The sequence below is a fragment of the Pirellulales bacterium genome (genome assembly GCA_035499655.1).
Classification (GTDB): Bacteria; Planctomycetota; Planctomycetia; order Pirellulales; family JADZDJ01; genus DATJYL01.
In genome coordinates this window covers 1-26,029 of the sequence record DATJYL010000069.1, presented here as the reverse complement: position 1 = coordinate 26,029, position 26,029 = coordinate 1, and the positions used below count along the sequence as shown (strand labels likewise).

The 26,029-nt window shown below is 56.1% G+C and carries 21 protein-coding genes; 10 read left to right on the top strand and 11 right to left on the bottom strand.

The features are described 5' to 3' along the window. Window positions 1-188 precede the first annotated feature (188 nt). Entirely contained in the window at window positions 189-1,223 is a 1,035-nt protein-coding gene (locus tag VMJ32_05085) for a TlpA disulfide reductase family protein (GenBank protein HTQ38377.1), read from the top strand. A gap of 62 nt (window positions 1,224-1,285) precedes the next feature. Here VMJ32_05085 and VMJ32_05080 read toward each other — a convergent pair whose 3' ends face one another. Beyond that, complete coding sequence (locus VMJ32_05080; protein HTQ38376.1) at window positions 1,286-5,212, bottom strand: HEAT repeat domain-containing protein; 3,927 nt, start codon at window positions 5,210-5,212, stop codon at window positions 1,286-1,288. A 350-nt stretch (window positions 5,213-5,562) separates the two neighbouring features. On the opposite strand from VMJ32_05080, the gene VMJ32_05075 reads away from it, so the two are divergent. From VMJ32_05075 to VMJ32_05055, 5 genes are all read left to right on the top strand, one after another. After that, window positions 5,563-7,566, top strand: coding sequence for an ABC transporter substrate-binding protein (locus VMJ32_05075; GenBank protein ID HTQ38375.1), 2,004 nt, complete (start codon window positions 5,563-5,565; stop codon window positions 7,564-7,566). A gap of 162 nt (window positions 7,567-7,728) precedes the next feature. After that, entirely contained in the window at window positions 7,729-8,721 is a 993-nt protein-coding gene (locus VMJ32_05070) for an ABC transporter permease (protein ID HTQ38374.1), read from the top strand. A 75-nt stretch (window positions 8,722-8,796) separates the two neighbouring features. Continuing rightward, window positions 8,797-9,906 carry an ABC transporter permease gene (locus VMJ32_05065; GenBank protein ID HTQ38373.1) on the top strand — a complete coding sequence of 370 codons (1,110 nt, stop codon included), beginning with the start codon at window positions 8,797-8,799 and terminating at the stop codon, window positions 9,904-9,906. 126 nt (window positions 9,907-10,032) lie between these two features. Further along, a complete protein-coding gene (locus VMJ32_05060; protein HTQ38372.1) occupies window positions 10,033-11,124 on the top strand; it encodes an ABC transporter ATP-binding protein in 1,092 nt (363 codons plus the stop codon). Window positions 11,125-11,127: 3 nt separating this feature from the next. Next, window positions 11,128-12,198, top strand: coding sequence for a dipeptide ABC transporter ATP-binding protein (locus tag VMJ32_05055; GenBank protein ID HTQ38371.1), 1,071 nt, complete (start codon window positions 11,128-11,130; stop codon window positions 12,196-12,198). Window positions 12,199-12,208: 10 nt separating this feature from the next. Here the strand turns inward: VMJ32_05055 and VMJ32_05050 are convergent, their stop codons facing one another. The 6 genes from VMJ32_05050 to VMJ32_05025 all read right to left on the bottom strand — a co-directional run bounded on the left by VMJ32_05050 (window position 12,209) and on the right by VMJ32_05025 (window position 17,892). Then, complete coding sequence (locus tag VMJ32_05050; protein ID HTQ38370.1) at window positions 12,209-13,090, bottom strand: hypothetical protein; 882 nt, start codon at window positions 13,088-13,090, stop codon at window positions 12,209-12,211. A 337-nt stretch (window positions 13,091-13,427) separates the two neighbouring features. Then, window positions 13,428-14,399: a hypothetical protein gene (locus VMJ32_05045; protein ID HTQ38369.1), complete on the bottom strand. Its 972-nt coding sequence runs from the start codon at window positions 14,397-14,399 to the stop codon at window positions 13,428-13,430. Beyond that, entirely contained in the window at window positions 14,392-15,045 is a 654-nt protein-coding gene (locus tag VMJ32_05040) for an RNA polymerase sigma factor (GenBank protein ID HTQ38368.1), read from the bottom strand. The genes VMJ32_05045 and VMJ32_05040 overlap by 8 nt, the downstream gene beginning before the upstream one ends. A gap of 551 nt (window positions 15,046-15,596) precedes the next feature. After that, entirely contained in the window at window positions 15,597-16,592 is a 996-nt protein-coding gene (locus VMJ32_05035) for a sulfotransferase (protein HTQ38367.1), read from the bottom strand. Window positions 16,593-16,807: 215 nt separating this feature from the next. Then, the gene (locus VMJ32_05030; GenBank protein ID HTQ38366.1) at window positions 16,808-17,305 is read right to left on the bottom strand and encodes a VOC family protein; all 498 of its coding nucleotides are present in this window, start codon (window positions 17,303-17,305) and stop codon (window positions 16,808-16,810) included. Window positions 17,306-17,352: 47 nt separating this feature from the next. Beyond that, the gene (locus tag VMJ32_05025) at window positions 17,353-17,892 is read right to left on the bottom strand and encodes a hypothetical protein (protein HTQ38365.1); all 540 of its coding nucleotides are present in this window, start codon (window positions 17,890-17,892) and stop codon (window positions 17,353-17,355) included. Window positions 17,893-18,017: 125 nt separating this feature from the next. Between VMJ32_05025 and glnE the strand changes: the two genes are divergently transcribed. Then, the gene (gene glnE, locus VMJ32_05020; protein HTQ38364.1) at window positions 18,018-21,170 is read left to right on the top strand and encodes a bifunctional [glutamate--ammonia ligase]-adenylyl-L-tyrosine phosphorylase/[glutamate--ammonia-ligase] adenylyltransferase; all 3,153 of its coding nucleotides are present in this window, start codon (window positions 18,018-18,020) and stop codon (window positions 21,168-21,170) included. 123 nt (window positions 21,171-21,293) lie between these two features. Here glnE and VMJ32_05015 read toward each other — a convergent pair whose 3' ends face one another. The 3 genes from VMJ32_05015 to murJ all read right to left on the bottom strand — a co-directional run bounded on the left by VMJ32_05015 (window position 21,294) and on the right by murJ (window position 23,888). Further along, window positions 21,294-21,608, bottom strand: coding sequence for a P-II family nitrogen regulator (locus VMJ32_05015; GenBank protein HTQ38363.1), 315 nt, complete (start codon window positions 21,606-21,608; stop codon window positions 21,294-21,296). 115 nt (window positions 21,609-21,723) lie between these two features. Beyond that, window positions 21,724-22,125, bottom strand: coding sequence for a ferredoxin (locus tag VMJ32_05010; GenBank protein ID HTQ38362.1), 402 nt, complete (start codon window positions 22,123-22,125; stop codon window positions 21,724-21,726). 137 nt (window positions 22,126-22,262) lie between these two features. Next, the gene (gene murJ / locus VMJ32_05005) at window positions 22,263-23,888 is read right to left on the bottom strand and encodes a murein biosynthesis integral membrane protein MurJ (GenBank protein ID HTQ38361.1); all 1,626 of its coding nucleotides are present in this window, start codon (window positions 23,886-23,888) and stop codon (window positions 22,263-22,265) included. A 202-nt stretch (window positions 23,889-24,090) separates the two neighbouring features. Here murJ and VMJ32_05000 point away from each other — a divergent pair, with 202 nt between their 5' ends. The 3 genes from VMJ32_05000 to VMJ32_04990 are packed head-to-tail and all read left to right on the top strand — an operon-like array spanning window position 24,091 to window position 25,754. Then, complete coding sequence (locus VMJ32_05000) at window positions 24,091-24,354, top strand: hypothetical protein (protein ID HTQ38360.1); 264 nt, start codon at window positions 24,091-24,093, stop codon at window positions 24,352-24,354. Window positions 24,355-24,407: 53 nt separating this feature from the next. Continuing rightward, the gene (gene thyX / locus VMJ32_04995; GenBank protein HTQ38359.1) at window positions 24,408-25,316 is read left to right on the top strand and encodes an FAD-dependent thymidylate synthase; all 909 of its coding nucleotides are present in this window, start codon (window positions 24,408-24,410) and stop codon (window positions 25,314-25,316) included. A gap of 45 nt (window positions 25,317-25,361) precedes the next feature. Beyond that, complete coding sequence (locus tag VMJ32_04990) at window positions 25,362-25,754, top strand: DUF4440 domain-containing protein (protein HTQ38358.1); 393 nt, start codon at window positions 25,362-25,364, stop codon at window positions 25,752-25,754. 39 nt (window positions 25,755-25,793) lie between these two features. Here the strand turns inward: VMJ32_04990 and VMJ32_04985 are convergent, their stop codons facing one another. Continuing rightward, the gene (locus tag VMJ32_04985; protein HTQ38357.1) at window positions 25,794-25,985 is read right to left on the bottom strand and encodes a carbon storage regulator; all 192 of its coding nucleotides are present in this window, start codon (window positions 25,983-25,985) and stop codon (window positions 25,794-25,796) included. Between the last annotated feature and the right edge of the window lie 44 nt (window positions 25,986-26,029).

Genomic DNA, 26,029 nt, shown 5'->3' with positions numbered 1-26,029 from the left:
AGCCACAAGTCTATACGCGGCTGGAAGTCACTTATGGAAACAGCGTGATTTACCTGGAATTGCTCTGCCCACGACAGCGGTCGGAGCTTACAATTTTCTGCCCCAACCCCGAAGGATGGCAAGTTCCGCCGGGGTTGGTATGCGGAGGGAAGTGATGGCTGGAAAGGGCACATCTCCCCATTTCGAACATGGAGAACGAAACAATGCTGTCAAATAACAATTCACCGCGGCTGATGCTTATGAACTCGTCGGCCAAAGCTACCACCATTTACGGTCGGGCGATTTTGGGATTACTCATCGGCGGCGCGATGTTTTTAGTGGGTTGCAACAGCCATCCATCGGGCGAAATTTCCAACTCGCCTCCCAAATTGAGCATCGGGTCAGATCAGGGTGATAATAATCCCGCGACGCAAAGCGGTAATCAAGCGCCACCAAATAGTTCCACCGCTTCCACAGGCCAGGCGGACAACCCCCATGCCAAGCTCGATCCTGAACTCGAAGCGTTGATTAATCAAGTGGAAGACAACGTGAAGGCTTGGCAGGAAGGCAAGGCGTATGATTTCGCGCCGGTGGCCTCAAAAATTTGCCAGCGGTTGGATGCGAAGTTGGACGAACCGAATGTTCAACTGTCCGCCGACGCAGCGCAGGTGTTTGTGATGGCCGGCGAGTATGATTCGGCTCGATCGGTTTACACGGCCTTGGAAAAAGCGGCTAAAGACGTGCAGCCCAGTCCGTTAGCCCAAATGGCGCTGGAAATTGCACACGGCGGACTCACGCGGTTGAATTTGCTGAACACGGCGCCTACGATTAAAGGCACCGTGCTAGGCGGCGAGAAATTCGATTGGAATCAATATCGGGGCAAAGTGGTGCTCATCGATTTTTGGGCCACCTGGTGTCCCCACTGCGTGGAGGAACTCCCCGACGTGAAACAAGTGTACGACAAATATCACGATCAAGGTTTCGACGTCGTCGGCATTAGCTTGGACGACGACAAACAAAAACTGACCGACTTTCTGACGCAAAAGAAGCTCCCCTGGGTCACGCTGTTCGACGACGATCCGGCCAAGCAAGGCTGGGATGGGGCGGCCATGACCAAACCGTTTGCCATCGAGGCCCTGCCAACCATGCTACTGATCGATCGGGCCGGAAAAATCGTTTCTATTTCCGCCCGCGGCGAGGAACTGCCGCAGCAGGTGGAAAAACTGCTAGCGGAAAAACGGTGATTGTCTCCGCGCCCGGCCTTACGGCCGAAGGTAAGCACTGCAATAAAGTTGCCGCGCAAGTTCTATCGTTTGTCGCCCACGGTGCCAGCGCCACGGCTGGTAAGGCTGTCTCCGGGCGCGTGATTTAAGAAGGCAAATAAATTGGCGATATCATCCAGCGAAAGGGTGTTGAGCAAGCCCTCGGGCATGACGGAAATTTTGCAGGGCAGAATTTGGTCAATGTCGGCGGCAGCAATAGTGACTTTCTGGCAGTTGGATTGCAGCACAACCATCGATCCATCGTCCTGCTTCGCCGCTAAGCCGGTAACGCTGCGGCCATCGGTCGTGAGGATGGTTTTGCTGGCGTATTGATCGGAAATTACTTGCGAAGGGAACAAAATCGATTCCAAAATTTCCTTCTTCTGAAAGCGTCGACTGACGGTGGTTAAATCGGGCCCAACGCCGTCGCCCCGCTGGCCAAACCGATGACAGTTGATGCACTGCGCTTTAGCGAACACTTTACCCCCCAGTTCCACATCGCCGTGCGAGCCGTCCGGGCCGGTCAGATAGGCGTACAATTCTTCGTAGGTCCATTTGTTTTCGGCCGATTCAACTGGAAGCTTGGCTTCGGGCTCGTTGGGATAAGTCTCGGCAAACCATTTTTGCCATGCGGCCAAGGCCACGTCCCATTTGTCGTCGGGCTGGCTGACTTGCTTGCCCGACCATTTTTCCAGAACCTTCACGGCGTTCAGTCCGCCGTTTTCGCCCAACTTTAGCCCGCTCAGAATCACTTGCCGGTACGGCTCCGCTTTGTCGGGAGTTTGATCGATGAGCGCCAGCGTAATCAGCACTTGCTGGGCGAAAGCACCCTCCACCACCGGCAGCGATTCGACCAACAGCGGCCAGTTGTCGCGGTTCGGATTTTGCGTTAAGGCCATGGCAACTTGGCCGCGGCGTTCGGGATATTTCTCATAAATTTCGCGAAGGTAGGCGCTGGCTTGGGGATCATGCGAACGCCCCAACACCGCTACGATGCCAATGCCCAACTTGTGCGCCGCCTCCGCTTCCACGCCCACCATTTGCTTGTCCAGCGAGATGATTTGGGCGATGGATTCCGCCGGAACGTCTTCCGGCAGTTTCGCCAGCATCGCCAGTGCCGAACTGGGCCATTTGGCGCCGTCGGCCAGCACCATCGACCGTTCCTCCGGGGTGAAGGTGGCAAAAAAGTCGCGCGAGACGTTGTCAATGTAACCTTCAAAACTATGTCCGCCGGGCAGCGTCCGAGCGGTTTCGTAGAACTTCATCAGTTGCAATTTTTGCAATGTGGACCAAGCCGGCATAAAGCGCGCATACAGTGCCACTTGTAGCTTGTCGGCAGCAGGAATGTCAGCGGATAGTTGTTCCAGCATCCGCGAGGCGGCTGGCTTCCCTTGCAAAAAGACGACCAGCCGTACCAGCTCGCGATTCATTATGGCATTGCGAGTCGGATATTCCTTGGCAATAGTTTCCGGCAATTCTGGCACGTCGCCAGGCTGCAAATTCCCGCGCAACAGCGACAACTGCATGACGCGCAGCATGTCGAGGAAATCCGGATCGTTGACGAAGCCCGCCATGATGCTTTCGCAGCGGTGCAAAATGGCCACGCAATGGTCGTGACTAGGGTCCATCATCAGCATAGCCAGCGCGCCCTGCAGAAACGTGCGCGTGTTCTCGGTACTGAGAACGGCGGTGCGATACTCCTCGACCGGAAGCGTTTCCAGCAGCCGCGTGGCAGCGTAGGCAATATACCGATGGCTACTACCTAGCAGCGGCGCCAGTTCCTCGTACTTCGGCTTTTGCCCGGCTCGAACCAGGGCTTCGCAAGCCATGCGCTGCACCACAGGATCGCGATCGTGCAATAACTGGATCAGCTTCAGCTGCGTATCGGCGTCGGAGTGCAATCCCATCAAAAAGGCCGCCTTGGCCCGGATCGCCGCGTCGGAATCGCTGGAAAGTCGCGCTAACTGTGCTCCGCTAGGGAATGGCCCAAACAAGTGCATCAAATCCAACGCCCGGCATCTTTCCAAGCTGGTCGTGCTGGGATTTTCGGCGATCGTGCTAAGCTGCTCGTCCCACGTGGCGCCCAACTGTTGTTTCAGCAGCGCGATTTTCTGCCGGGCATACGCGCTGTTCAATTGCGGCTGACGCAGGGCTTGCTCGATGCCTTGGCCTAAAGCAGTGGCTTCGACCGGAACTTTGCCGCGCCACACAATGCGGTACACGCCCCCTTCGGTTGCGCGGCCGCCAGTGCAAAAGTACAACCCGCCGTCAGGACCGACGTCCAAGCCGGTTACGTTCAGCGGCTTGCCGGCCGCAAACGTTTCCATATCGGTTTGATACGTGCCGTCTTTGGACCGCGGGTAAATCGCTAATATCCGACCGCGTGACCAATCGCCCACAAACAAAGCGCCGTGATAGCGGCGCGGGAACGTCATGTGATCGTACACCACCATGCCCGTTGGCGAGCCGCGGCCGGTATCGGTCATCGTAGGCAGGCCGTCGAAATAGTAATCGGGCCACACGCTCCAGCCGCTACGCGAGCCAAACTCGCCGCCGGGCGTGACGTGCAAGCTGCGCGTTGGCCGATACCACGGGAGGCCTTCGTCCCACTCCATGTCGGAATCGGCCGTGAACAATTCGCCCGTGCGATTAAAGGCCAGGCTGTAGCAATTCCGGAAACCGCCCGCAAACAGTTCCGCAAAGCTGCCGTTAATGTCGGTTCGAACAATGGTGCCGCCAGGCGCCTTAATGCCGGCCGCGTAACCGTGCGGATCTTCGTATTTGGGAAGCAAATCGCCCTCGTAGAAATCGTGCAGCGGACTCGTGGCATCAATCTGCTTGTCGACTTGCGTGTGATTGCCCAGCATGACGTACAACAACCCGTCGAGCCCCAGCGCCACACCGTGCGGACCATGCTCGACCGAATCGCCGGTGAACTTCAATAACGTGTCGACTTTATCGGCGCGGCGGTCGCCGTTGGAGTCGCTCAGCCGATACAGGCCCAGGCCGACGGGTCCTTTGCCCACGGCGAACACTTGTCCGTTGAGCGCCAGCAATCCCTGGCAATTGGTGATCTGATCGGCATATACCACGGGCTTTTCGAACTTGCCGCTATGGTTGATTTCGTGGAATAGCAGAATTCCAGAGCCTTCTTTGGAGGCCAAAATATCGCCGAATTCATCGAAGGTCATGGTGAGCAGCGAACCGGTATCCTCCGGCGACAGCACGGTTTCGACGCGAAATTCCGGTAGCGTTTCGAACCGGCCGGCCGGAGCGCCGCCAGCCATTTGCACATCGTCCAGCCACGGCCGCGTGGGGCCCAAGGGTCCAATCACGCGGGCCGGAAGCCATTGGCTGTCGTCGTAGGAATGTTTCGTCCATTGCGGAAATTCCTGCAGACTGGTGCGCCAAGTGTCGTCGGTGTTGTAGGCCACATACGTGCCCCCAATATCCTTTACCAATACGCGCGCCACTAAGCCGGCAGTGCCTTCCACCTTGACAGTCGCTTTAATCGCCACGGTGTTGTGGCCTGCGACAAGGAATTTGGTAATGTCATGCGATTTCATCACTCGCCAGTTGTCTCCCTCGGCTACTTGGCGCCCGTTGACATACAGCTCGTAGGCGTTATCGCAGGAGATTTGCACTTCGGCGCTTTCGGGCTGCCCCAACGGAAACGACTTGCGGAAGTAGCACGCCCCAGGCGGCACTTTCTTTTCGACGGGCTGGGCCGGTGACCAAATCCATTTCATTTCTTGCTGCTGAGAGTCGGCTTTCAAATCGGCTTTGGCAGCAGATTTTGAATTCTCGTTAAGATCACTTTTGGTCTGCGCGCAAGCTTGTTGCACGTATGGCAGGAGCGACAGGCTCAACCACCATGCCCAGGCCAACGACAATGGCGGCAACAGCGCCCTAGCTTTGAACCACGTCCGATATCCGCCAACAGCATGCTTCCGTGCATCAACTGGTTGCATAACGGTTCCTCATCCGCCTGTGAGATGGGTGCCTATGTGTCTGCTGTGGCCAAGCCTTCGAGCACGGAATGCCTAACCAGCGGTTTTGCGGTTCCGTCGGATTCCGGGTGCTGAACGCGCAGACACGCAGCCTTCCGGCCACCTAAACTGCGGAACATTAGCGGGTTTTGGCAATCCAAGCAACACGGCTTCTCACGCCAGCACACCGCTTAAGCGTGCTTGACCGCTGGCCAAGCCACGGTTTAGCATGCGGTTAATGTTCTGAGGTTCAATGCTTCCGCCAAGTCGATTGTTGCTTGTGTTGACTGCCAGCATTGCCTGCAGCGCCCAAACGGATGGGAAATAGAACCATGACGGAGCGAAGAGGATCGTTTGTTGGATTCGTTTTATTCTTGGCTCTGGCGATTTGCGCCCTCTTAGCAACCGACGGCGGCCACTCACAGTTTTTTACATCCAACGCTCACGCCGCAACCGCAACTTCTTCTTCTGGTTCTTCGGCCGAAAGCGGGAATTTCCAGTCCGAACAGCCATTTCATCCTCCGGCCACCTTGGCGGAACTCGACAAATCGGTCGAGTGGGTCGACAAACCCGTGTACGATTCCATGAAGCTCTTGGCCGACGATTTAGCCAAGCATCCCCCGCTCGTAAGCGTCCCGCAAGCGCTGGCACTCAAGAATAACAGTCCGGACGATAACGCCAAAATCATCAGCGCCCTGGGCCGTTTGCCCAGCGGCAGCGAACAGCCCGACGAGCACGCCCATGTCACGCGTTATTTAATTGGCGATATCAACAGCAGTAACCCCATTATGGAAGACACCATTATGGAAGCGACTGTCCTGCCGCTCAGTATGTACGGTGTGCTCACCTATTGCTGGACGATGGAGCCCTATTATTGCGATGCCGATACCGTGGTTCGTTGGCAATCCAGCAAGGATCATTTGATCGACAAAGTTACTCTGCGGCGCGATTGCACGTGGTCCGACGGCAAACCGATCACTGCCCACGATATCGCCTTTTCGTTCCACGCCATTATGAACGAAAAAATTCCCATTCCCGCCATGCGCACCGACACTGCCAAACTGCGCGACGTGGTCGCCTACGACGATTACACGGTCGTCTATTTCCACAAGCAGGCGCTCGCCACGGGCGATGGATATTTGAACTTCGGCATTATTCCCGAGCACGTTTTCAAACCGCTGTACGACAAGCTAGACCATGGCATGACGTTCGAGGAGCTCTTGCAAACGCCCGAATATCAACAGACCGAACTGCACCCCGTTTCCGGCAACGCCTACGTCATGACCAGTCGCATTCGCAATCAAGAAATTGTGTTTAAACGCCGCGACGATTGGTACCTGCAAAATGGCAAGCAAGTGCGGCAAAAGCCGTTCTTCGACGAAATTCGGTTTGTCATCAAGGAAGATCCCAACACAGCGCTCTTGGACCTGAAGCGCGGCTCTCTGGACGATTACGAAATTCAGCAAGCGCAATGGGCTAATCAGACAAATGACGCAGAATTTTATAATAAAAACACGAAGGTTTACGGCAGCGAATGGACCTATTTCTTCTTCGGCTGGAACAACGATTCCGATTCCGCTCCCTTCTTCCGCGACCGCAACGTTCGCGAAGCCATGTCCTATGCGTTCGATTATCGCGAGTTGCTCGACAAAACTCTATATGGCCTGTGTCAGCAATGCACTGGCACTGCTCATCCGGAAGCCTGGTACGCGCCGAAAACGCCGCTAAAGCCCTACGAACAGGACCTGGATAAGGCAGAAAAACTGCTCGACGACGCCGGTTGGGTCGACAGCGATGGCGACGGCATCCGCGACAAGCTGGTGAATGGCCAGCGCGTAAAATTTGAATTCAGCATGATTGTAAAAAACGATCCGGAACGCATTCGAATTTGCGAAATCATGCAATTCAACTTGAAGCAGCTCGGCATTACCTGCAACATCAAGCCCATGGAAGGCACGCGCTTTTTCGAAAAGCTGCTAAAGCGCGAGTACGAAGCGGAATTCAGCGGTTGGGGCACCGGCACCGATCCGGCCGAAGACGAAAACGTGTGGGCCTCCACCGAGGTGCCCCCCGAGGGCCGCAATTATTTGGCGTACAAAAACCCCGAAGTCGACAAGCTGTTTCAGCTAGGCATCGAAGAATTCGATCCCGCCAAACGCGCGGAAATTTACGCCAAAATCGACGAGCTGATTTATCATGATCAGCCCTGCACGTTCTTGTATTGGCGCAGCGCCTTCTACGGCTTCAACAAACAACTCCGGGGCTATAAATTCAGCCCGCGCGGACCGTACGATTACTCTCCCGGGTTCAATAGTATTTGGATGACAGCGCAATAGTCCACCGCGTTGTCCTCCCCGATGGCTTCCGCATCAATGACGAATGACGAAAGTCGAATGACCAACGGATTCAGTATAACATCCCTCGTTGGTCATTGGTGCTTGGTCATTTGTCATTCCATTGTCATTCGTCATTAAACATTAGTCATTGCTCATTGCCGCATGTGGAACTATTTGATCCGCCGTGTGATTCTCGGAATCTTCACGCTCTGGGCGGTCACGTTTCTCGTCTACATGCTGATTCGCTGGATGCCCGGCGATCCGCTGTTGGCCCGGATGGAACGTATGGCGCCGGGTAAAAAAATTCGCGCCGAAGACATGGAGCAAATGAAGAAGATTTATGGACTCGACAAGCCCGCGGCAGTGGCCTATTTCGCTTGGCTGGGCAACGTACTGCAACTGAATTTAGGAAACAGCTTTTCGCGCTATCAACCCGTCACGCAAGTCATTGGCGAGCGCGTTGGTCCCACACTGCTTCTCTCCGGCACCTCGCTGCTTTTGGGTTATTTACTGGCCGTGCCAATGGGCTTGTACGCCACGGCCCGCGGCGGCAAGCTCGACGAGCGCACCCTCAGCGTCAGTCTGTACATGCTCTACTCGCTGCCGGCATTTGTGGCGGCCTTATATTTGCAGATGATCTTCGCTGTCAAGCTGCAAGGCACGTGGCTGGAATTGCCGCTCGACGGCATGACCAGCGAAGGTTTCGACAATTTCACGTTTTGGGGCCAGGCGTGGGATTTATTCCAGCACGCGCTGCTTCCCACCATTTGCTTGACCTACGGCACGTTGGCGTACGACACCCGCTTCATCCAAGCCAACATGCAGGAAGTGCTCCGGCAAGATTACATTCGCACGGCCCGCGCCAAAGGCGTGTCGCGCGCCAGAGTTATCGTGCATCACGCCTTCCGCAACACGCTGATTCCGTTTGTTACCATGCTGGGTTTGGAGCTGCCGCTGGTGCTTAGCGGGGCGATTATCTTGGAGCAAATTTTCACCTGGCCGGGCATGGGACGGTTGTTTTTTGAAGCAATCCAGGAATACGACTACCCCACGATCATGGGCCTCGTGCTGTTGTTTTCCGTGTTGACTTTGTTGGGCCAACTACTGGCCGACATTTTATACGCCGTCGTCGATCCCCGCGTTACATATTCATAAACATCTGCCATTCAATTTCCGTCCTCCGACTTTTAGACCCTTTTACCTTTTTGACTTTTCGACTCTTCTGCCGCTATGTCCACCGTTCCCACTGTGCCGCCGCGGGTCGACGAAAACTTGCAGCCCTTGCCGGCCAAATCGCGCGGCTTCTGGTCCGAAGCCTGGCGCCGCTTTCGACAGCGAAAATTAGCCATGCTGGCTCTGATCTTCGTCGGCTTTTTGTCGCTGGTCGGCATTTTTGCGCCGGCCATCGTGGGCACCAAGCCGCTGATCTGCAAATTCAAAGGCAAAATATATTTTCCCGCGCTGGGCTATTTCGACAGCGATTGGGAGAACCCCTATCTGCGCACGCAAGTCCGCCTGATTTATCCGGAAAATTTAAAAAAGAAAGACCCCGACAGTTGGGCCGTTTGGCCCCTCATTTATCAAGACCCATACTGGCGCGTGCGCAAAAACGAATGGGATAATCAGCCCGGCAACCCAATCGGAGGCAGTCCCAGCAGCCTCAATCTGTTCGGTACCACCGATACCGGCTACGATGTCTTTGCCGTCATGGTGCATGGCACGCGCACCGCGCTGTTGGTGGGCTTTGTGTCGATGGGCATCGCCGGCTCCATCGGAATTGTACTGGGTTCGCTAGCCGGGTATTTTCGCGGCCCAATCGATTCCGCCATCAGCCGGCTGATCGAAGTCGTGTTGTGCATTCCCACGCTGGTGTTGATTCTGGCGCTCGTCAGCCTGGTGGATCAGCCGACCATCTGGCACACCATGGCCATCATTGGTTGCACGCAATGGACCAGCATCGCCCGGTTGGCGCGGGCCGAATTCCTCAAACTCCGCGAATCGGAATTCGTCATGTCCGCCCGAGCCTTGGGGGTGCGGCCGGGGCGGATTATTTTCAGGCACATTTTGCCGAACGCTTTGGCCCCAGTGCTGGTCCCCATTACGTTCGGCATTGCCGGCGCGATTTTAATTGAAGCGGCTCTTAGTTACTTAGGTTTCGGGCCGCCGCCGCCCAATCCCAGTTGGGGCGAATTGTTGTCCGAAGGCCGCGCCAACATGCAAATGTGGTGGCTGATTTTATTCCCCGGTCTGGCGATTTTTCTCACCGTGCTGGCTTACAATCTGATTGGCGAGGGCTTGCAAGAAGCAACCGATCCCCGCCTCCGCGAGGCTGGTAAATGAAGTGGCCATTGGTCAATAGTCCGCGGTCGTTATGTACATTGCAACTGACCACTGACAACGGACTACTAACGGCCATTTGAGAACCGCACCGCTTGCACCTGACATACGGCAAAGGACCAGTGACACGTGACCAACCTCGTTGAAATTCAAAACCTCCGCACCTGGTTTTACACCGACGAAGGCGTGGTCCGCGCAGTCGACGATGTTTCGCTCACCATTCCACGCGGCAAAACGCTGGGCGTGGTCGGCGAAAGCGGCTGCGGAAAAAGCGTCACGGCGCTATCGGTAATGCGCTTGGTTTCATCCCCCGGGCGCATTGCCGGCGGGCGGATTGTGATGCACGACAATGGCCGCCCACTGATTCTTTCCGAATTGTCGGAACGGGAAATGCGGCAAGTTCGGGGTGGAAAAATCTCCATGATTTTTCAAGAGCCCATGACCTCGCTCAATCCCGTGTTCACCATCGGAGCGCAAATTAGCGAGGCCGTGCGGCTGCATCAAAAAGTAAACGCCGCGGAAGCCCGTCGCCGGGCTATCGACATGCTGCACAAAGTGGGCATCCCCGCGCCGGAAAAGCGCGTAGACGAATATCCTCACCAATTTTCCGGCGGCATGCGGCAACGGGCCATGATCGCCATGGCTCTCTCGTGCAATCCGCAACTGCTGATCGCCGACGAGCCCACCACGGCCCTGGATGTCACCATTCAAGCCCAAATTCTCGATCTCCTCCGCTCCCTGCAGCGCGAATTTGGCATGTCCATCATGATCATCACGCACGACCTGGGCATCGTGGCCGAAATGGCCGACGACGTGGCCGTCATGTACGCTTCCAAAGTTGTCGAATACGCGCAGGTACGGGAACTGTTCGCCCGCCCGCTGCATCCGTATACCGTCGGCCTGTTCCAATCGCGCCCAAAAAGCGATGCCTCTCATTTAGCCCCCGGTCTACGACCGGGGGTCCCATTCGGCGAAAATCCCTCGAAGGCGACAGGTGCCACCGCGGTGCCCTCACACCGCCAGCCCCTTCGCACCATCAAAGGCATGGTCCCTAGTCCGCTGCATTTTCCCGGTGGCTGCAAATTCCATCCCCGCTGTCCCTTCAACGACGCCGGCAAATGTGTGCAGGAAGAACCCGAGCTGCGCGAAATCACCCCCGGCCACTTCGCCCGCTGCCACTACGCCGGGCAATTAGATTTTGGATTGCAGAAAGTACTTTGATCGATGTCTACACCCTTAGTCCAGGCTGACGCACTCCAGCAGCATTTTCCCGTGCGGCGCGGAGTGTTTCGCACCGTGGTAGGCCGCGTGCGGGCGGTGGACGGCATCTCGTTTGAAATTGCCGAGGGAGAAACGCTCGGCCTGGTCGGCGAAAGCGGCTGCGGTAAAACCACGGCTGGCCGCACGCTGCTCAAACTGCTCAAGCCCACCGCGGGCCGCATTCGCTTCGACGGCCGCGACATCACGCAATTGCGCGGCGCGGAATTACGTTCGCTGCGCCGCGATATGCAAATCGTGTTTCAAGATCCTTACGGTTCGCTCAATCCGCGCATGACGGTCCGCAACATTGTTGAAGAAGGATTAATCGTGCACGGCCTGGGCAATCGCCGTCAGCGGCTAGACCACGTGGTCGAAGCGCTGGAACAAACCGGGCTCGACCGCCGCTACGTGAACCGCTACCCGCACGAATTTTCCGGCGGCCAGCGGCAACGGATCAGCATCGCCCGCGCGCTGGCGCTCAAGCCCCGGTTCATCGTGCTAGACGAGCCCATTTCAGCGCTCGATGTTTCCATTCAATCGCAAATCATCAATCTGTTGGTGCAGTTGCGCGAGGAGTTGAAGCTGACGTACTTGTTCATCTCGCACGATTTGTCGGTCGTGGAATACATCAGCGATCGTGTAGCGGTAATGTACCTGGGCGAAATTGTCGAGTTTGCCGCCTGCCGCGAGCTGTACCGCAATCCGCTGCATCCGTACACGCATGCGCTGCTTTCGAGCGTGCCGTCGATGGACCCGGGCCGCCGGCGCAAGCGGATAATTTTGCCAGGCGACGTGCCCAGCCCCATGAATCCGCCGCCGGGCTGCCGATTTCATCCACGCTGTCCATTGGCAATGGACGTGTGCCGCACGACTCCTCCACGAGAATTGAATTTAGAAGAACACCTGGTGCGGTGCCATGCCGTACAGCAGGCCCTGGAGCAAGGGTCTTCAAACGCCGCACAAATCAGCCAGATTATTCGCGAACAAATAGCGGCCAAACAATGGACGAACGCCGATTCTACCCTGGCGCAATAAACGCCCTGATTCATTCCAGCCTGGAATGACGCGTCCCCGCACTTCTGTGGAGCTTAGGCAAAGAGAAGCCGGGCTTTGATGCTTCTTCAGGAGAATCGGCCGCCAGGAGTTGGTCCACCATGTTTTGCGTATCACTGGTCATGGCCGATAACCGCAGATTCCAAAGCGAATGATAAACGCCTGTGGAATCGAATAAATGCGCCGGAAAGCAAACCAAAACGGCCCCGGCAATGCTGCTGTTCAAATCGGCGTTGGGCGTAACCCCATGCAAATGGGACTCGAACGTGCTGCGCAACGATGCCGAAATTAAATTCCAAGCTTGTAATCGAACGTGCGGTTGACGCGAACGGTCAAAGTCGCGGGAAAATTCTTCCGCTCGGACCGCATCGTGAGCAAATTGAGGTGCATGAATCAGCGACCCCAGGCTGCCCAACAGCAAATCGGTCCATCGCTCGGTCAGGCGGCGCAAGCGGTTCAGCTCGCCTTCGTTGTTCAGTGCGGCTTGGGGATTGTAAGAAATCAGGCTCAGCACCCGGTTCGATGCTTCCAGATGCCCGGCCAGCACGCTGGCGGCCACAGGTTGCGCTTCATTGTTCTGTGAGACATAATCCAACGCAGTTAAAATGCTGGACCACACGCGGGTGAGCATTTCGCTAATGAGAATTTCTTCGCACACGGCTTGCAAACCGCGACCGGTTGCTAGTTCGTCGTGGCGAGCAGCGGCTGGAACTTGCCCTTCGCGGAGTGTGCGGTTCCAGCGATCCAATCGGCACTTAGACACCGTCCAATACTGCGACAGCGCCGTCGTGGGAACTTGCCGCACGCTACCCAACAGGACAGGTCCTTGCGCGGCTACAAAAACGGCTAGATCGATAAGCTCGCGGGCGTGCATGAAGGAAAAAACATGTTGAGATTAAAAATGCTGAAACCGCGGGGGCTTTCCTTCTCCACGGGCGGCGAAAAAAGCCGGAGGGGACGAGGGCCCTTTCCGCCGCCGCGGGAGAAGTGGATCAGGAGGAGATCCGTTAGGAAGGTGATATGAGTCTAATGCAGGTGCGATGCCAAACGAGCGGAGGACGCTTCGAAAGATATTCGATCGCCCCCAACCGGAAGTCTCACAAGAGTTTAGCGAGAAGACGTGCCTGAAAGGATCAGAGCTACGGCGTTTCGCGTGATGCCGGCAACCCACATCCAACAGGCAGATGCGTTGCAGATGAGCAACATTTCCGTCACGGCAAGGGCGGTAACTTTAGCGCGCTGTCTCCGATCACCGAGTCCCCTTCATCCACCCCGGGCGCTACTTCGTGGTTGCGGTTCAGGTAGATGTTATCGGCGTTCGGGCCAATTTCTGGCGTGGTCAAATAGATCACGCTCCCGTCGTCGCGCAACACATTTTGCCCGCTGCCGTGATTGGGGCTATTGGTGCCATTCTTTCCAGGGCGATCGGCAAATACCGCCATATTTGAACGACCCTGATTGCGGGGCAATTTATATTTCCCATCTTGCATGTAGCCGACCGGGCCGCCGTAGCTGCCACTTAATTGCGGTAACTCTTGTGCCAAGCGCGCAGCGTCCAAAGCTTCCACTTCCTCGACCGTCGGAACGTGAAAGTTCGAAATGCCGGCGTCTGTGGACGAAGGACAAATCATCGTTTTGCCCGATGGCGGAATATATTGTTGCGTAACCAACGTGGGGGCCCACATCCCCACGGCATTAATGCGGTCGCCAGGTTGCACGGCCGGATAGTACCCGCCGTTATGCTGGCTATAATCTGCCGCGGCAAAGCCGATGTCCTTCAAATTATTCTGGCAGGCCAAAAGTTGAGCTTGGATTTGGCTTTGATATATTTTCGGCAGCAGGAACACCGCCACGGCTGCCGCTATGGCGCCGGCGACCGCCAGCTCCAACCGCGACCAGCGCCGCGTAGCCTTAGTTGAGGTGCCGCTAGCCGCTGCCGACAGCGCGGCGGGCAAAACCTCGGTCCGAGAATAAACGTAATCGCAGCAACGCTGCGCCAACCCGGCGGGCGGTTCCTCGTGCGCGCTGTCACTGTCCAATGGATGCAAACTTGACCGCAGCAATTCCAATTCGCGGCGCGCCGATTCATCCTGCGCCAATTGCTGCTCCACCAACGAGCATTCCTCGGGCTCGGCGGCCCCAATCAAATAACCAATCAAGTGCTCGCGGATGGAATTACTCATCTTCGCTCGGATGATGTTGAATCCAGGCTTCGTTCAGCTTCAAAATGGCAGCGTGCATCCGGCTCTTCACGGTTCCAACCGGAATGTCCAACACCTCAGCGGCCTCGCGATATTTCATTCCCTGATAGTATACCAACAACACCGCTTCCCGCAGGGCGTCGGGCAATTGCGCAATGGCTTGGCGCACCCATTGGCGACGTTCATCTGTCTCTAAGTTATCGGCGGCTTGCGGCTCCTTGCTGGTGAGCAAATCGAGCAGCGAGCCCACGTTGTCTTGCAACTCCTGGCTGTGACCGCGCCGATCCAGGCTGACCATCTTGTGACGCCGATTGCGGCGCTGGGCATCGATCGCCTGATTCGTGGCAATAGTGTACAACCACGGACGCACTTTGCGTCCTTCCTCAAACTGTTCGGCCTTCAAGTGTAGCTGCAGGAACGTCGCCTGGAACACGTCCTCGGCCAGCGTGGCGTCGCTCAAATAGCGACGCAGGTAGCTATAAAGTTCGCGTTCGTAACGTTGCACTAACTCCTCAAAAGCCCGACGACTCCCTCGCAACCGATGCTCCAACAGAAGCGCTTCGTCGGACTTCCGCGACCAGGCTTCTGAATTTTCGGTTTGCGATGGTATGTCGATGGCACTACTCATTTTTATACGTTCCGGACGGGAAGCGGTTCGCGGTGCAGCGGGCGAACCTAGGGGGTAAAGTTTGGCCCATACCCCCTGGGATAAAGCACGAGCATTATACATGGCGTTTTCCTTCTGTCCGCCTCACCATTTAAGCGCACACGATGAGCGTAGATGAGAAAAATAATCGCGCCTTGAAAGGGGTCGGACGTTGATACCCCTTACAGTTGCAAGTGCCGTGCCTGTCAAAGATTTGCGACAATTGCTGTAACCATTTCAGACGCTTTTTGAGGGATGCTGGACAGCAATTTCATCGCAAAACATTAGACAATAGTACTTTTCACTTTTATTGTACCCATACAACCTTCGATGGGATGTTGGCACACTAGAAACAGGCTTCCTAAATAAATCCTAGCTCATGCCGAAAGGGCAGTCTCGAATTGAGACGATTTCTGAGACGATCGCGCCGTTGTAGCACGGGAATCTGACAAGCACGACAAGTGGACTGAAATCATAAGAGTCCAGCAAAATTCTCTGCCAGACTTATTGTCACGCACGAACGCTTGCCTTCCCTAGGCAGCGCGGCGGACTTGATTTTGGCCGTCTTCCGTCGTGCCGGCCCGACGTAATTCTTCGGCCAGTTGCTGGCTGTACAAAGCGCTATAATCAGCTTCCTCTTCTGCCGTATAAAACTGCAGGCCCATCGCTTGTGTGATCCTGAGAATCCTTGCTATTTGGAAAGGCGACAAGTCCTTTTTCCATCCGGTAACACCGCTAATGCCCGACTTGCTGACCATGCTGGAGGGAATTTTAAGTCGTGACAGCGCGGCCGAAATATCGATCTCCAGGTTCCATCGTCGAACGATCCTGGTCAGCGTCGGCACGGGGCGCAAAACCAGTTCCTCGTACGTGACTATGGTCCAAGGATGAGGCGGTGATTGCATCAACGCCGGAAGCTGATCCAATGCCCAATAGGCAGCCAGGTTCTCTTCGTCGCCTCCCGTCTTAGAAAGCGTAGCCTTGAAGAGCGGGCATTCAGTGACGTAAGGCGGCGCGACAGATCGTTTGGAATTCTTCCAACCATATTTCAACTGCGAAGCAATCACCGCACAGGGGTGCCGAATCAACAAAATGGGAGCGGGCATTTCAAATGTTTGGCACATCCAGGGGAGCAGCCGATTGGCTCGCACAAACTTAACGATCATCTTGTTCGCTCTAGTTGCTTCACGAAAAGTCATTTCGCTGGCGGTCCATTTATTGATCACCCTCCCGGAAAACACGCGTCTCAAAAACTCCTCTCCCGCGGGCCAACTTACGTCCGGCTCAACGTAAGTCCTCCAGGAAAAGCCGGCCGCCTTTGCCTCCGGCACCCGATCCAAGTGCAGCGGCTCAAACAGTACGCACGTCCCTGGAATCGAAGCCAACACCTGCCCCAGCAAAGTACTCCCCGAACGTGGCGACGAAGTTAGCACCAGCACGCTTTGTTCGTCAAAGCGCCCGGCTAAACGGTTTTTGAGCCAGAGCGGGCGCATCGTTCGCGCAGCGCGGCGGTAAATCCGTGCTAGCATGTCTCGCGATCCTCCAGGATCAATCCTTGAGAACCGCTCCCCCCGAGTAAGTAAAAACGCCGGACTAGAGCCGCGAAAAGAGTCTGAACTCGCGAGAAAAGGTGCGGGAACCTTTTCTACAAGACCCACGGAACCCATTTAGATTCGGGTTTCCGCCATTTTCTTCATCGGCGCACGTTCATGCCATCTTGAAGAACATTGCGCCTCCGACCAAGTTATCCTGCAAAGGCTTGCTGCAGCTTGGTGATATCGAGCTTCTTCATCTGCATCAAGGCCTGCATGATCCGCCCCGATTTGGTTTTGTCCGGGTCACTGAGCATTTGAATCATGGCATTGGGCACAATCTGCCAGGACAACCCGTATTTATCTTTCAGCCAGCCGCATTGCTGGGCTTTGGGGTCGCCGTCGGCGCCGAGTTTGCTCCAATAGTGGTCCACTTCGGCCTGCGTTTCGCAATGAACGACGAACGAAACGGCTTCCGTAAACTTAAATTGCGGCCCGCCGTTCAGCGCCGTGAAGTGCAGCCCATCGAGTTCAAAGCCCACCGTCAACACGCTGCCAGGCAGTTTGTGATGAACATCGCGGCCCGCCTCGCTGTAATGCGTCGTGGCGGTGATTTTGGAATGGGGAAAGATCGAAACATAAAACTTGGCCGCCTCTTCGGCCTGCGTGTCGAACCACAAAAACGGCGTAATCCGTTGAACGTTGACCATGAATTCATCCTTTAGTCGGAGTGTTTGACACTACGCGCACAAGTGGACTATGGTTTCCAAAATATTTTCAGCAAAAAACCCAGGCCGACGGCGATCGCGATAATAACAATCAAAAAGCCTGCAAACACAAACCGAAGCGTACGATTTCCAGATTGGCTGCGCATCACTTCCAGCAAAGTTTTCTCAATTTCGTCCGATTCGTCGGCCGCATCAGCTGCGTCGGCGGCATCGAACCCCTCGGGCCAAATGTGAAAGCCACCTCGGTCGGTCAGCAAGCCCCAAAGTTGATTCAATTCGTAAACGCCCCAAATTCCGTGCCCTTCGTTCGTGCCTTTGTACGCAATGCAGTGCCGGCCAATATACTGTTTGGTCCACTGGCATTGGCCCGTTTCCAGATCGTAGCCGCCGTCAACGGTGTATCTCCCCACCTGATCTTTCCCTTCACCGCTTAATTTTCCCTCGCTGAAGCTTAGTTGCAGGTTTGTCGCATGCCGGCCGGGCAGCCAGTATTGCAAATAGAAACCGGTCCATGCGCCGCTGGGAAATCGCGGATCTGGTTCCAGGTTTTCCAGTTCTTGATCGTCCATTGCGCGATTCCCATTTTCCGTCATCACTACAATCGAAGCCCAAGCTCTGGTGGCCAGATTCTACCACAGAATACCAATTTCACCGTGCCGACGGTCCTGGATTTACCTCCGGTTTTTTGTGCATAATGGCACTTTCCATGGACATCAACCAACTTCGCCAATACCTCGATCATCCGCAAGAAGCCGGCCGCTGGCTGGGCGCTTGGAAATTGGACGATGTCGATCGGGCCCATGCCTCGTTGGTGCGGATGGCGCTGTCCGGCATTCCGCTCGATTTGCTCGGCATCATGTGCGATCAATTGGCCGAGCACTTGCCGCGGCTCAGCGACCCGGACATGGCGCTCAATAACTTGGACAGGTTTGTGGCGGCTGTGCGGAATCCCTTGTCGCTGGCCACGCTGTTTGAGCGCGATCGTGAGGCGTTGCCGATCTTGTTGCAAATTTTCTCGACCAGTCAGTATCTCAGCGATTTGTTAGTGACCGATTCGGAAGCCTACGACCTGCTACGCATGACCGAAGGGCAGCCGGTAGCGCGGAACGTGATTGTCGATGAATTGTGTGCCGAAGTGGCGGCGCTCAACGACGAGAAGGCCGTGATGACCGCCCTGCGGCGGTTCAAGCGCCGCGAAACGTTGCGGATTGCCTATGGCGACATCATCCGTGGGCAGCGGTTGGAAATTGTGACCAGCCAAATTTCCCACCTGGCCGACGCCATTTTAGAAGCGGCCTTTCGTTTCGCCCGCAGCGCGCTGGAGCAAAAGCGCGGCGTGCCCCGCCGGCCCGATGGGCAGCGATCTCGATTTGCCTTGCTAGCCATGGGCAAGCTGGGCGGCGACGAATTGAATTATTCCAGCGACATCGATTTGATTTTTCTGTACGAAGCGGATGGCGCTACCGACGGGCAGCGATCGCTCGCCAATGTGGAATTTTTCGACCGCCTGGCACGCGACATCATCAAGCTGTTAATTGAACCGACCAATTTGGGAACTGCTTATCGCGTCGATTTGCGGCTACGGCCCGAAGGACAGCATGGCCCCACGGTACCCAGCCTTGAAAGCGCGCTGCATTATTACGATGTATCGGGCCGTACCTGGGAACGGCAGGCGTTTTTGAAAGCCCGCGCGGCAGCGGGAGATTTGGATTTCGCCCAGGAGTTTTTGCGTCAATTGGAGCCGTGGATTTATCGACGCTATTTGAATAGGGCCGACATTGCCGGCATCAAGGCGCTGAAGCGGCGGATCGAACAGCACGTAAAATCGGAAGGGGCCGATTTGCGAAATGTCAAAACAGGCCATGGCGGCATCCGTGACATCGAATTCACCATCCAGTTTTTGCAATTGCTTTCTGGCGGCGATTTCTCTGAGCTGCGCACCGGCAACACGTTGGAAGCCATTGCCATGTTGGAAAACGGCGGTAGCCTCACTTGGCAGGAACGCGGCATCTTGGAGGAAAACTACGCCTTCCTGCGCAAAACCGAACATCGGCTTCAATTGATGTTCGATTTGCAAACGCATTTGCTCCCCACTTCGAATCAGGAATTGCGGCGGCTGGCGATTCGCATGGGCTACACCGACACGCCTGAACGTCCAGCGCTGGACGCCTTCACCGCCGATTACAAACAACGCACGGTGTTAAACCGGAAGATTTTGGACCACTTGTTGCATGATGCGTTCGGCGAAGAAGACCACCCTGAGCCCGAGGTCGATCTCGTGCTCGATCCTGATCCGCAGTCCGATTACATTTCCGGCGTGCTGGGACGCTATCCATTCCACGACTCGCAATTGGCTTATCAAAACCTGATGACGCTATCGCAGGAGCGCATTCGCTTTTTGTCCACGCGGCGGTGCCGTCATTTTTTGGCGGCGATTGCCCCGCGGCTGTTGCCGGCCATTGCCGCCACCCCTGACCCCGACCAAACGCTGGTCAACTTGAGCAAAGTCAGCGATTCCCTCGGCGGTAAAGGGGTCTTGTGGGAGTTGTTTAGCTTCAATCCACCGTCGCTGCATTTGTACGTCGAGCTCTGTGCGTCCAGCCCGTACTTGTCAAGCATTTTAATCAGCAACCCAGGCATGATCGACGAGCTGATGGACAGCCTGGTGCTCGATAAGCTCCCCTCGCACCAAACGCTGGAAGCCAACCTCAATGAATTGGCGCACGGAGCGGAAGATCTCGAACTGATTTTGCACAGCTTTAAAAATGCCCAGGTGCTACGGGTAGGGGTACGAGACATTTTGGGCAAGGAAGACATTGTGGCTACGTGCAGTGCATTGGCTGACATTGCCGAGGTTTGTCTGCGGCTTATTACCCGTACCGAATACGGAAAACTGGCTGCCAAATTGGGCGAGCCGATGATCCCCGAAGGCGAGCGGACCGGACAACCGTCAGAGTTTATCGTGCTGGCGATGGGCAAGTTTGGCGGCTGCGAGATCAACTATCACAGCGATTTGGACATGGTGTTTTTGTACGAGACCGATGGCGGCACGTTTCACGCACGTCGCAGCAAGCGTAGCGGCGAGACCACCACCAACCAGCATTTTTTCAGCGAGCTGGGTCAACGCGTGATTAAATCAGGCAGCCAACTGGGGCCACACGGCCGGCTCTACGAGATCGATCCCCGGCTTCGGCCCACCGGAAAAAGCGGCGCCCTGGCGACCTCGCTGGCTGAATTCCGCCGCTACTTTGACGCGGGCAGCGGGCAACTTTGGGAGCGGCAGGCATTGTGTAAAGCGCGGGTGGTGTACGGTTCATCGCAAGCAGCGGCCGCCGCCATGCAGGCCGTGGTCGATTGCGCCTACCGTCGGCCCTGGCAGCCTGAATACGCCGACGAAATCCGCTCCATGCGCCACCGCATGGAACACACCGCCAAGCACACGAACTTGAAGCGCGGGCCGGGCGGTCTGGTTGACGTGGAATTTGTCGCCCAAATGCTGCAACTGAAGCACGGCGGCCAACATCCGGAAGTGCGCGCGCCCGCCACCTTGGACGCCTTGGAAAAACTGGAAAAAATCGGCGCGATTTCGCAAGCAGATTTCGACTTTTTCAGCACTAGCTACCGCGTGCTGCTGGCGATGGTTAGCCGCTTGCGCCTGATGAACACCACGGCCCGGCACGATTTGCCCGACGATCCGGAAGAGCAAATCAAACTGGCCCGGCTGCTGGAATACCCCGACCGCGAAAAAATGCTGCTCGATTGCCAGAGGCTCACCCGCGAAAACCGCGCCCGCTTCGAAAAAATCTTCGCCCACGAAGGTGCCGGCACCGGCGGCGGCGGGATTTAAAGTAAATTCGAAGATCAACTACGTAGGGTGGGTCAAGCGTAGCGCGACCCACCCTACTACAGCTCGACCGGCAACCGTACGCATGACGTTCTCCGGCCGCTTTACGTGTCACTTCTCCCCGCTTCAAAACTCAATCGTTTCTGCTTGCGTGGCAGGCAAGACGAAGATTTTGCCATCCCCCATGCGGCCGGTGCGGGCGACTTCCACAATTTTGCGGAGGATTTCCTCGGCCCGGGCGTCGTCGACCCAGAGATTCAGTTCGACTTTGGATAAGAAAGCCAGCGAGTATTCGCTGTCGCCGTATTGATCGAGATAGCTTTTTTGCCGGCCATAACCTTTCACCTCCCGGACGCTGACGGCCTCCAAAGGGGCACGCTTCAGGCTCTCCAACACCTTTTCCGCTAAGTACGGTTTGACGATGGCGACAATTTGTTTCACAAATAAAAGCGGTTGGCAGTTAGCGACTAGCAATTAGCTGGCAACAACCCGCGATTAGCAATATCCGATATGTACAACGTTTATTCCGCTGGCCATTTGCTAATCGCTCTACTTCTCAACTAAAAAAATTCTCACCGAACAGGTCAACCGGCGGATTCGTGACCACGGTCATATCGCCGTGAACTTTCACGCAACAAGCCAATCGCATGGTGTCTTCATGGCCAATATATGCCAGACACGGCAGCGGATCGGGAATGGGCGTGGGCAACGGCGTTTTGAATTTCACCTTTTCCATCACGGTCATGGGATTCGCGTTTTGCATCCCCTGCGTAATCAGCACTCGGCAAGTGCCGCACAAGCCAAAGCCATGGCAGTTGAATAGTTTGTTGGCCGACTGCCCGACACCATTGAAACCGTAGTATAAATTGACGCCGGCCTTCAATGCTTCGCTGCGCAGATTGGCGCCATCGGAAACTTGGATTTCTTTCTTTTCGTTAACGAAGTTGATTGTGGGCATTGGCAGAGGTCAGGGGGAACAGAAGTCAAGGAGTGAGAATCGTGGGATTAACCGGAACTGTTAATTTAGTGTCCGTAGGATCAAAAATCCAGGGAGGCCAATGATTGTTCCCTGGGCAATCGAGAGGCAACGAGCCGCTATTTTCTCCTGAGCAAATCCCCCCACTCCGTGCGGCCGATCATTGTCAACACTCCGCCATAAACTGCAACACAGGCCATGATAGGCGCCACAACGCGCAGACAGGCGTTCCACGCGCCGGCATGGTAGGGAATGCTGTGCAATACCAGCAGACTAACCGCAGCCATTGCCGCGGACGCAACGATGGATCGCACGGTAGTGGCCGTCAGTCTTCGCCAGACAAGCGGCACGTGAAATTTGGAAAATAGCATCGTCAAAACCCCCGCTTGTAGCGCCGCAGATATGGCTGTCGCAGCGGCCAATCCTTTTTCAGCCAGCGGCCAAATCAGCGTGAAGTCCAGCGCTAAATTCAACCCGACCGCCCCCAATGCCACGCGCAACGGCGTGATCCGATCGCCCACGGCATAAAATGCTCGCACCAACACGGGCAGCGCACAGTAAGCCCACACGCCGGCGCCGTATACAGCGATCATGCCGGCAGCCCGTTGAGAATCGTCGGCGGTAAAGCGGCCATGTTCAAATAGCAATCGGGCAATCGGCTGGGCCAATACAACCAGGCCAACTGCGCTGGGTACCGCAGCCAACAGCACCATCCGCAATCCCAGGGTTAAATCGCCTGCCAACGCCGCGCGATCGCCCCGGGCCGCATGTTGCGCCAGCAGCGGAAATGCCACGGTCGCCGCGGCGATGCCGATCAAACCCAGCGGGAACTGATACAATCGCTCGCCAAAATAAATCGCTGCTGCGGCGCCCTGTTCCATGGGGTATGCAACATTTCCCAGCCAGGCGATGGTGTGTGGCCCGTTTTTCGGCGCGGCTAATGCCCAGGCCACTACGCTATCGGAGAGCGTATTTAGCTGCGTGACGGTTAAAGCCAGCGTGGTGGGAATCATGCCCAGGCGAATTCGCCGTAACTGAACCAGCGTGGAATCGAATTTGTGATCGGCGTGAAGCGCCGGCTTAACCATGAAACCTTCAGCCCGCAGCGCCGGCCACTGCACCATCCATTGCGCAATTCCGCCGATGAGAATGCATGCGGCAAGTGCGTAGCCTTGAACAACCGGATTGCTCGAAACATGCGGAGCGACGCAGACCGCGCCGATAATCCAGCACGCATTCAATGCCGCCGGTGCGAAAGCCGGTGCCCCAAATCGTCCCAGCCCCTGCAATGTAGCCGAAGTAATCGCCATAAGGCACACCAAAATCAAATAGGGCAACAGGGCCGCCGTGAGCCCTGCCAGCAGCAGGACATGTGGATTGTCCTTGGCCAACCATGCCCAAACGCCAATGCCTAATTCAACGATGAGCGTAACAATCGACAACAGCAACGCCAGCCACTTCATCGTGGCGCGGAACAATTGCCAACCACTGGAGCGATTTTCTTCTAAAGCCTGCGTGAACACCGGCAAATAACTCGCCGTGAGCGCGCCTTCACCAAACAGCGCCCGAAACAAATTGGGAATGCGAAAGGCAATTACCAGGGCATCCAGCACCCCACCGGCCGCCAGACCAAACAGCGCCGCTATAGCGCTGTCGCGCACCAATCCCAACACGCGGCTGGCAAGCGTGCCGACGCTGGTAATCACCGTGCCGGTCAGCAGAGGATGGCGTTCGCCGGTTGACATTGTAGCACGATGGTAAAGCCGGCCAGCGGAACATGAAAGGCGAAATTGTGGCTCTCGAGCTTCCGCATAACCCATTTGCAACCGGCATTGCAGCTTGGCCACTCCCCCACTTGTGAAACGTCGCCCAACTGCTTACGTTCAACGGCGGTTCGACGACGACAGCGGTCCCCCACATACGCCCTTTCTGAACGGATTCACAGCCATGGCCAATTACTCGAAATATCAGCAGAAAGTCATCAAAAACTATTACAACAACCAGGAAGCCATCCTGCTGCAACGCTTGGGCGAGCATGTCACTGAACTGTATTTGGCCGAGGGAAAAGCCCGGGCCAAGCGCTGGAAAGACATCGCCAAAGTGCTAGAAAAGTTGAAGATACCCTCCACTCGCGTCGAAAACTTGCAGCAAAAAGACAACCCATCGCTGCTGGCCAAGCTGCTCGAAGAACTACTGGCCAAACAAAAGTGAACCGCCCACTTTTTTCTGCATTCCTACAGCTCCTGACTCCTGAACCCTCTTCCATGCCCAACAACGCCGCCATCGCCGACGAGCTTCGCTGGAAAAAAATCCCGGTGCTAGACGATGGCTTCGTCTGCCTGGTCGACGTCATGGGGGACGATCCGGCCGTCGTTCAAGCGGCCCGTGTAAGTTACGGCGAAGGCACACGCAAAGTTTCCGACGACCGTGGGCTCATTCGTTATCTCATGCGGCACCGGCACACCACGCCGTTCGAAATGGCGGAAATCAAGTTCTTGGTGCGTGTCCCTATGGATTGCTGGCGGCAATGGATTCGCCACCGCACCGCCAACGTAAACGAGTACAGCACTCGCTATTCGCTGGCGATCGACGCCGCCCAGGCCACGCAACCGACGCAGTGGCGCTCGCAGGCCACCGGCAATCGCCAAGGCAGCGGCACAGCCGTCAGCGCCGAAACGGGCGCCAAGCTTTCGGCCACCGAAGCCGAATTTCAAATCCATGCCCGGCGTATGTACGAAGAGCGAATCGCCGCCGGCGTGGCCCGCGAGCAAGCCCGAAAAGATTTGCCACTATCGACTTATACCGAAGCCTATTGGAAAATCGATCTGCACAACCTGCTGCATTTTTTGGCGCTACGGATGGATTCGCACGCCCAGGAAGAAATTCGGGCCTATTCCACGGCCATGGGCCAGCAAATTGTGCAGCCGCTGTTCCCGCTCGTGTGGGAAGCGTTTGTCGATTACCGGCTGGAAGCCATGTTTTTGACGCGGCTGGATCGAGAGTTGATCGTCCGATTGATGACTCGTTTGGCCGCCACCGGCCGCGCGCGCGGAACCGCCGAAGATTTTATGGCCGTCCAAGATTCCACCTGGATCGGACTGAATCGCTGCCGCGAGCGCGACGAATGCCAGGAAAAACTAATTTCGCTCGGGCTGCTGGAAAGTAACGCCTGACCAAGATTGTCCTTAACTCACGCACAGCTTTTTTCGGTGCATGCCATGTCCGCTCGTGACGAATTGCTAACGCTCAATAAAAAACTCCTCGACGCTATCGTGGCGGGCGATTGGAAAACGTACGAGGAACTTTGTCACCCACAACTCACGTGCTTCGAGCCTGAGGCACATGGGTATTTGGTCCACGGCATGTCTTTCCATCGGTTTTATTTCGACTTGCCCAATGGCGGCGGTCAGCGCAACACCACGATGATAGCGCCGCATGTGGTTTTTTGCGGCGAAGATGCGGCCGTCGTGGCTTATGTACGGCTGACGCAGAAACTTGGCCCTGATGGCAATCCCGTCACCACGGCCATGCAGGAAACGCGCGTGTGGCAGCGCGACGGGGGCCGTTGGCGGCACATTCATTTTCACCGCTCGGCATGTCCAGGCAATTAGCGATTAGCGATTGGCAAGCACCCACGCTGCCATGATCGGCTAATTGCTAACCGCTAATTGTTCTCTGCTCTCTTCCCGAATGCGGCGATGAATTTCTTCTCGGTGGATCGGCAAATGCGCAGGGGCCGTAACTCCAATTTGCACCCGGCCACGGCCAATGTCGACCACGTTCACCACAATGTCTTGGGCAATCACAATCGACTGTCCCTGCTTGCGCGATAGAATCAGCATGGCAGACTCCTTTCGAGATTGCCAGATTGAGGGGACATCCCCTA

Excerpts from the sequence above, each read along its gene's own strand:
- VMJ32_05080 (HTQ38376.1), bottom strand. The coding sequence starts at position 5,212 with ATGCAACCAGTTGATGCACGGAAGCATGCTGTTGGCGGATATCGGACG.
- VMJ32_04985 (HTQ38357.1), bottom strand. The coding sequence starts at position 25,985 with ATGCTGATTCTATCGCGCAAGCAGGGACAGTCGATTGTGATTGCCCAA.
- glnE (HTQ38364.1), top strand. The coding sequence starts at position 18,018 with ATGGCACTTTCCATGGACATCAACCAACTTCGCCAATACCTCGATCAT.
- VMJ32_05045 (HTQ38369.1), bottom strand. The coding sequence starts at position 14,399 with ATGAGTAATTCCATCCGCGAGCACTTGATTGGTTATTTGATTGGGGCC.
- VMJ32_05055 (HTQ38371.1), top strand. The coding sequence starts at position 11,128 with ATGTCTACACCCTTAGTCCAGGCTGACGCACTCCAGCAGCATTTTCCC.
- VMJ32_05040 (HTQ38368.1), bottom strand. The coding sequence starts at position 15,045 with ATGAGTAGTGCCATCGACATACCATCGCAAACCGAAAATTCAGAAGCC.
- VMJ32_05035 (HTQ38367.1), bottom strand. The coding sequence starts at position 16,592 with ATGCTAGCACGGATTTACCGCCGCGCTGCGCGAACGATGCGCCCGCTC.
- VMJ32_05010 (HTQ38362.1), bottom strand. The coding sequence starts at position 22,125 with ATGCCCACAATCAACTTCGTTAACGAAAAGAAAGAAATCCAAGTTTCC.
- VMJ32_05070 (HTQ38374.1), top strand. The coding sequence starts at position 7,729 with ATGTGGAACTATTTGATCCGCCGTGTGATTCTCGGAATCTTCACGCTC.
- murJ (HTQ38361.1), bottom strand. The coding sequence starts at position 23,888 with ATGTCAACCGGCGAACGCCATCCTCTGCTGACCGGCACGGTGATTACC.
- thyX (HTQ38359.1), top strand. The coding sequence starts at position 24,408 with ATGCCCAACAACGCCGCCATCGCCGACGAGCTTCGCTGGAAAAAAATC.
- VMJ32_05030 (HTQ38366.1), bottom strand. The coding sequence starts at position 17,305 with ATGGTCAACGTTCAACGGATTACGCCGTTTTTGTGGTTCGACACGCAG.
- VMJ32_05075 (HTQ38375.1), top strand. The coding sequence starts at position 5,563 with ATGACGGAGCGAAGAGGATCGTTTGTTGGATTCGTTTTATTCTTGGCT.
- VMJ32_05065 (HTQ38373.1), top strand. The coding sequence starts at position 8,797 with ATGTCCACCGTTCCCACTGTGCCGCCGCGGGTCGACGAAAACTTGCAG.
- VMJ32_05085 (HTQ38377.1), top strand. The coding sequence starts at position 189 with ATGGAGAACGAAACAATGCTGTCAAATAACAATTCACCGCGGCTGATG.
- VMJ32_05000 (HTQ38360.1), top strand. The coding sequence starts at position 24,091 with ATGGCCAATTACTCGAAATATCAGCAGAAAGTCATCAAAAACTATTAC.
- VMJ32_05025 (HTQ38365.1), bottom strand. The coding sequence starts at position 17,892 with ATGGACGATCAAGAACTGGAAAACCTGGAACCAGATCCGCGATTTCCC.
- VMJ32_04990 (HTQ38358.1), top strand. The coding sequence starts at position 25,362 with ATGTCCGCTCGTGACGAATTGCTAACGCTCAATAAAAAACTCCTCGAC.
- VMJ32_05050 (HTQ38370.1), bottom strand. The coding sequence starts at position 13,090 with ATGCACGCCCGCGAGCTTATCGATCTAGCCGTTTTTGTAGCCGCGCAA.